Source organism: Kitasatospora sp. NPDC057518 (assembly GCF_042802075.1).
Taxonomy (GTDB): Bacteria; Actinomycetota; Actinomycetes; order Streptomycetales; family Streptomycetaceae; genus Kitasatospora.
The window spans coordinates 1-5,663 of sequence record NZ_JBHVEU010000531.1; the positions used below are offsets into that span (position 1 = coordinate 1).

Annotated in this window: 6 protein-coding genes and 5 tRNA genes; 7 read left to right on the forward strand and 4 right to left on the reverse strand. The window is 73.5% G+C overall.

The genetic code is table 11. From position 1 onward, the window contains the following. The first annotated feature begins 233 nt into the window (after positions 1-233). Positions 234-803, forward strand: coding sequence for a CGNR zinc finger domain-containing protein (locus ACFU7Z_RS35200; RefSeq protein WP_049656188.1), 570 nt, complete (start codon positions 234-236; stop codon positions 801-803). 50 nt (positions 804-853) lie between these two features. Here ACFU7Z_RS35200 and ACFU7Z_RS35205 read toward each other — a convergent pair whose 3' ends face one another. After that, entirely contained in the window at positions 854-1,318 is a 465-nt protein-coding gene (locus ACFU7Z_RS35205) for a hypothetical protein (protein WP_380782063.1), read from the reverse strand. Positions 1,319-1,427: 109 nt separating this feature from the next. Between ACFU7Z_RS35205 and ACFU7Z_RS35210 the strand changes: the two genes are divergently transcribed. Next, positions 1,428-1,928 (forward strand): DsbA family protein, encoded by a 501-nt coding sequence (locus ACFU7Z_RS35210; RefSeq protein ID WP_380782065.1) that lies wholly within the window; start codon positions 1,428-1,430, stop codon positions 1,926-1,928. Positions 1,929-1,940: 12 nt separating this feature from the next. On the opposite strand, the gene ACFU7Z_RS35215 is transcribed toward ACFU7Z_RS35210, so the two are convergent. From ACFU7Z_RS35215 to ACFU7Z_RS35225, 3 genes are all read right to left on the reverse strand, one after another. Further along, entirely contained in the window at positions 1,941-2,789 is an 849-nt protein-coding gene (locus tag ACFU7Z_RS35215; RefSeq protein ID WP_380782067.1) for a GNAT family N-acetyltransferase, read from the reverse strand. A gap of 64 nt (positions 2,790-2,853) precedes the next feature. Continuing rightward, positions 2,854-3,684 carry an aminotransferase class IV gene (locus ACFU7Z_RS35220; RefSeq protein WP_380782069.1) on the reverse strand — a complete coding sequence of 277 codons (831 nt, stop codon included), beginning with the start codon at positions 3,682-3,684 and terminating at the stop codon, positions 2,854-2,856. Between the two features lie 27 nt (positions 3,685-3,711). Further along, a complete protein-coding gene (locus ACFU7Z_RS35225; protein WP_049656197.1) occupies positions 3,712-4,797 on the reverse strand; it encodes a chorismate-binding protein in 1,086 nt (361 codons plus the stop codon). Between the two features lie 321 nt (positions 4,798-5,118). Here ACFU7Z_RS35225 and ACFU7Z_RS35230 point away from each other — a divergent pair. The 5 genes from ACFU7Z_RS35230 (at position 5,119) to ACFU7Z_RS35250 (ending at position 5,640) form a co-directional block, all read left to right on the forward strand. Continuing rightward, a tRNA-Gly gene (locus ACFU7Z_RS35230) sits at positions 5,119-5,191 on the forward strand. Positions 5,192-5,231: 40 nt separating this feature from the next. After that, positions 5,232-5,305: transfer RNA gene (locus ACFU7Z_RS35235), tRNA-Cys, on the forward strand. 34 nt (positions 5,306-5,339) lie between these two features. Beyond that, a tRNA-Val gene (locus tag ACFU7Z_RS35240) sits at positions 5,340-5,411 on the forward strand. Between the two features lie 41 nt (positions 5,412-5,452). Further along, positions 5,453-5,524, forward strand: a tRNA-Val gene (locus ACFU7Z_RS35245). Between the two features lie 44 nt (positions 5,525-5,568). After that, positions 5,569-5,640: transfer RNA gene (locus ACFU7Z_RS35250), tRNA-Val, on the forward strand. The last annotated feature ends 23 nt before the right edge of the window (positions 5,641-5,663 follow it).

Consider the following 5,663-nt stretch of genomic DNA (forward strand, 5'->3'; position numbering starts at 1 on the left):
CGGTCATCCTCACGGGTGGCCGGCCTCGGTGCCGGGCGCCGACGTCTTCCGGCGGCCCTACGGACGGTGCCCCGGGGGCCGTCCGGCCGGGCGGTGTCCGGTTTCGGACGCTTTGCCGGACTGCGCACACATCTTCGAAAGAAGGCACCGCCCTACCGGTACGAGGCCCGGTATGGTCTGGGGTAACCGCGGACGCGGGGTATCGGAGTCCCCCTGCGCGAGGAGCCCCCAACGTGCTGATCACCCATGACACCGAGTGCGCGCTGAGCCTCCTCGTGGAGCTGCTCAACACCGCGCCCGAGGTGTGCGGCGCCGAGCGGCTGCCGGACGTCGCCGCACTGGACGCCTTCGTGGTCCGCCAGGAGATCAGCGAGATCGACTCGCTGACCGAGGACGACCTGCGGCGAGTGCACGAGCTGCGCACCCGGCTGCGCGAGGTGTTCGCGACGGAGTCCACCGCGGAGGCCGCCGAGCTGGTCAACTCGATGGTCGCGGCCGCCGGGACGACGCCCCGGCTGACCAACCACGACGGCCACGACTGGCACATCCACTACTTCGCGCCGCACGCCGCGCTCGGCGACCACCTGGCGGCCGAGCTGGGCATGGCGCTGGCCTTCATCCTCATGGCGGGCGAGCGGGAGCGGCTGCGCCGCTGCGAGGCGCCGGACTGCGCGCGGGTCTTCGTGGACCTCTCCCGGAACCGCTCGCGGCGCTACTGCGACAGCCGTACCTGCGGCAACCGGCTGCACGTCGCCGCCTACCGGGCGCGGCAGCGGTCGGCGGAGGCCGTTCCCTCCGCCTGACCGCCCGGGTCCGCTCGGTCCGCCTGGCCCGCCGGATCCACCCGTCCCGCTCAGATCCCGCGCTTGCGGAGGATCTCCTCGATGTCGGCGAAGTCGCCGAGGCCGTCCTCCCGCTTGCCCGCGGCCGGCTTCTTCGCGGCCTTGGGGGCCGGCGCCGCCACCGCCGGGCGCTCGGGCGCCGGGCCGGCCGCGGCCGGGCGCTCCGGGGTGCTCTCCACCGCCGTACCGCCCCGGCGGCCCACCCAGCGGGTGGTGACCAGCAGGACCGCGGAGACGCCGAGCAGGGCGATGCCGGTCCAGACCCGCGGGTCGAAGACCAGCCTGGTCGCCCAGTCGGCGAACTCCCGGGCGATCGTGCTCGCCAGCGGGAACAGGCCGGTGAGGTAGAGCCCGGCGGGCAGCAGGGCCACCGCGAACCAGCGGGTCGCCGACAGGAAGCGCCGCCGGTAGGCCCGCAGCCCCGCGAAGGCCACTCCGCCCGCCGTGAGGATGAAGCTGATCGCCGCGCTCAGCACGGGGCCGCTCCTTCGTGTCCGGTCGTCCTGGTCATCGGTGCCTTCCTCTCGGTCCGCCTCGGGCGCACCTCCGGCCGGAGCGGGCGCCCACTAGTGGAACACTGAGGGAATGATCGATGGTTCCCTCCCCCGCCTCGAGTTCTGGTGCGACCTCCAGTGCCCGGACTGCCACACCGCGCTGGACGACGTACGGGCGCTGCGCGCGCAGTACGGCGACGCGCTGCCGCTGGAGGTGCGGCACTTCCCGCTGGAGAAGCACAAGCACGCCTACGCCGCCGCGGAGGCGGCCGAGGAGGCGTTCGCGCAGGGGCTGGGCTGGCCCTTCGTGGAGGCCCTGCTGGCCCGCACCGCGGAGCTGGACGCGCGCGGGCAGCAGGTGCTGCTGGAGGTGGCCCGGGAGGTCGGGGCCGACGTCGAGGAGGTCGACACCGCGCTGGTCGACGGCCGGCACATGCTGACCGTCGACGCCGACCAGGCCGAGGGCAAGGCGATCGGGATCACGGGCACGCCGACGTACGTGATCGGCGGGAAGCGCCTCGACGGCGGGCAGAGCCAGGACGGGCTGCGCGAGCGGATCGTGGCCGTCCTCGAGGCGGCGAAGTCCTCCTGACCGCACGCCCGGTCACAGCTGCTTGCCGTAGACGCGCTCGGTGACCCGGTAGCCGAGCGAGGTGTAGAGCCGGATGGCGACCTCGTTGCCGGCGAAGACGTTGAGGCCGAGGTGCCGCACCCCGGCGGCCAGGCACTCGCGTTCGGCGAGCAGCATCAGCGTGCGTCCGTGTCCCTGGCCCTGATGGGCCGGGGACACCTCGACCTTCATCACCCAGGCGAGCGGTTCGCCGTCCGGCTGGTCGCGCAGGCGCGGCTGCAGCCAGAGCAGGCCGTACGGGCCCTCCCCGCCGTCGGCGCCGTACAGGCGGCGCACGACCATGCCGGGGGCCTCCGGGTCCGGCGGGGGCGGGCTCTGCGGCCCGGCGGCCATGCGGGCGCGGGCCTGTTCCTCGGTGAGGCCGGAACCGACCATCATGCGGACGTAGTCGTCCGCGGACTCCTCGTACCAGGCCCGGAGTTCGGCCGGGTCGTCGAAGGGGCGCGCGCTCAGCCCGGCGGGCAGCTCGGGGACGTCGACCAGCGGCTTGGACATGGCCAGGGCCCGCTCGGTGTAGCCGAGGGTCGCGGCGAGCCCCCGGGCCGCCGCGGCCGACTCCGGGACGGCGACGTCGACCCGGGTGCAGCCCCAGGTGCGCAGCACCTCCTCGGCGGCCAGCCCGCCGAAGGTGCCGCGGCCCCGGCCGCGGCCCTCGGTGACTTCCAACTCGGATATTCTCCCGAAGAGTTGACCGCCCTGCGGGTCGGCGGTGGTGCGCACCGCACCGACCGGGCGGCCGTTCGAGAGGATCAGCCAGCGTCTGGTGCGGCCGCCGGCCGCGGTGGGTGTCTCCGGGCCCTCGGGGCGCAGCGTGGTGGTCATGTGGTGGTCCCTTCCCGTTGCGGGGGAGGTTATCCACGCGGTCGGCCTGCTCCCCGGCCGGGGATCACGGGTCGAGGTCGTCGCCGCTGCGCTCGGCGAAGACGGCCATGGCCTTGGCGGTGACGGGGCCGATGCCGGGCAGTTCGCGGTCGTCGACCCGGGTGACGGCCTGGACGTCGCGGGTGGTGGAGGTCAGGAAGACCTCCTCGGCGTCCTGGAGGGCGGTGAGCGGGAGGTCGGCCTCCTCGGCGCCGCACCAGTCGATGACGAGCCGCCGGGTGATGCCGGCCAGGCAGCCGGAGGCGAGGGCGGGGGTGAGCAGGCGGCCGCCGAGGACCACGAAGACGTTGGAGCCGGTGCCCTCGCAGAGCAGGCCGGCGGTGTTGGCGAACAGGGCCTCGGAGGCGCCGGCGCGGTGGGCGGCGGCCAGGGCGACGACGTTCTCGGCGTACGAGGTGGTCTTGAGGCCGGCGACGGCGCTGTGCTCGTTGCGGCGCCAGGGGACGACGGCGACGGCGGTCTCGTCGGGGCGGTGGCCGATCGCGCTGAGGGCGACGACCAGGGTGGGGCCGGTGGTGCCGCGCTCGGAGCTGAGCGGGCCGTTGCCGCCGGTGTAGGTGATGCGCAGCCGGCCGAGCGGTGCGGGGTTGGCGGCGAGGACCTGGGCGCAGGCCTCGCGGACCAGGTCGTGGTCGGGGTCGGCCAGGCCGAGGCCGCGGGCGGAGCGGGTGAGCCGGTCGACGTGGCGGGTGACCGCGAAGGCCCGGCCGTCGACCGTCTTCAGGGTCTCGAAGACGCCGTCGCCGGTGGTGAGGCCGTGGTCGAGGACCGAGACGGTCGCGTCGGCGGAGTCGACGAGGGCCCCGTTGACCCAGCTCGTGGTGCGGTTGCGCATCGGGTGCTGCTCCTAGGCGGTGGGGGCTCAGGCCCCGGTCGGGTCGGATCCGCTGCCGGACTCGCCACCGGGTTCGCCGCCCGACGCTATCGCGACCAGGCGGGCGGCCTTCAGTTCGGTTTCGGCCCATTCGCGTTCGGGGTCGGAGCCCCAGGTGATGCCGGCGCCGGTGCCGAAGCGCAGGACGGGTGCGGCGGGGTCCGTCCGGTCGATCCAGAAGGTGCGGATGCCGACGGCGAGTTCGGCCTCGCCGCGGTCGGCGTCGACCCAGCCGACGGCGCCGCAGTACGGGCCGCGGGGGGCGGTCTCCAGGGCGTCGATGATCCGCAGGGCGCTGGACTTGGGGGCGCCGGTGACGGAGCCGGGCGGGAAGGTGGCTGCGAGGAGTTCGGGCCAGCCGGCGCCCTCGCGCAGGGTGCCCTCGACGGTGGAGACGAGGTGGACCAGGCCGGGGTGCTTCTCGACGGCGCAGAGGTCGGGGACGGTGACGGTGCCGGTCCCGCAGACCCGGCCGAGGTCGTTGCGGACCAGGTCGACGATCATCACGTTCTCGGCGTGGTCCTTGTCGAGGAGGTCGTCCTCGGTGCGGCCGGTGCCCTTGATCGGGCCGGAGGAGACGGTGCGGCCGGTGCGGCGCAGGTAGAGCTCGGGCGAGGCGGTGGCGATCTCGACGCCGTGGTCGGGCAGGCGGATGGTGCCGGCGTAGGGGGCGGGGTTGCCGTGGGCGAGGAGGCCGGTGAGGGCGTCGACGTCGCTGCGGTCCGGGTCGGGCAGTGGCGCGGAGAGCACCCGGCAGAGGTTGGCCTGGTAGACCTCGCCGGCGGCTATGTGCTCGCGGATGCGGCGGACGCCCGCGGTGTAGGCGGCGCGGTCGAGGGAGCTGTGCCAGCCGCCGGCTTCCGGTCCGCGCCAGCCGGCGCCGGAGGGCGGGGCGGGGGCGGGGCGGACCTCGTCGAAGCGGGCGCAGGTGAGGCGGCCCTCGAAGTCGTAGGCGACGGCCCAGTAGCCGGCGGAGTCCAGGGCGGCCGGGTCCGAGGTGACGTCGCGCAGTCCGGTGGCGAGGCGGCCGCCGAAGCGGGCGAGCGGGGTGCGGGGGGCGGGGTGGCCGGACACGGTTCTCCTGCGCGGTGGTGCTGGGGGGCGGTGCCTGAAGTGTAGGTCGGGGGGCGTGGGCCCGGCCCGGCTCGCGCCCCCGCGTACGAGCAGTCGCGTGCGTCGTGCGGGTGTGCGCCGGGTGGCCTGCGGATGATCGTCCGGGAGCGGCGCAGGTGGTGGTCGGTGGTCGGCCGGGAGGGCTGACGGGACGGCACTCGCCGGCCATCCCCTCGGCATGCTGCGGGAACGGATTTTTAGCTGGCCCGGGAATCCGCTAGAGTTCAACACGTCGCCAGGGAGCGCAGCCGAAGAAAAGCGGTGAAGCCCCCCGGGAGACAGGCGGACGTGGCTCAGTTGGTAGAGCATCACCTTGCCAAGGTGAGGGTCGCGAGTTCGAATCTCGTCGTCCGCTCGATGGAGAACAGTGTAAGATCGTTCTTCATGTGTTGCCTGGTGGAGTGGCCGAGAGGCGAGGCAACGGCCTGCAAAGCCGTGTACACGGGTTCAAATCCCGTCTCCACCTCCAAGAGGTCCTCCCGGTTCTTCCGGGAGGCCTCCCCGCGCGATTAGCTCAGCGGGAGAGCACTACCTTGACACGGTAGGGGTCACTGGTTCAATCCCAGTATCGCGCACGTCAGGCCCCTCGGGGCTTGCTGCAGGACCGCCACATCAGGCGCGATTAGCTCAGCGGGAGAGCACTACCTTGACACGGTAGGGGTCACTGGTTCAATCCCAGTATCGCGCACAGTAACGGGCCTTCCGGGGTCTGCTGCAACACCGCCGCACCAGGCGCGATTAGCTCAGCGGGAGAGCACTACCTTGACACGGTAGGGGTCACTGGTTCAATCCCAGTATCGCGCACGTCAGGCCCCTCGGGGCTTGCT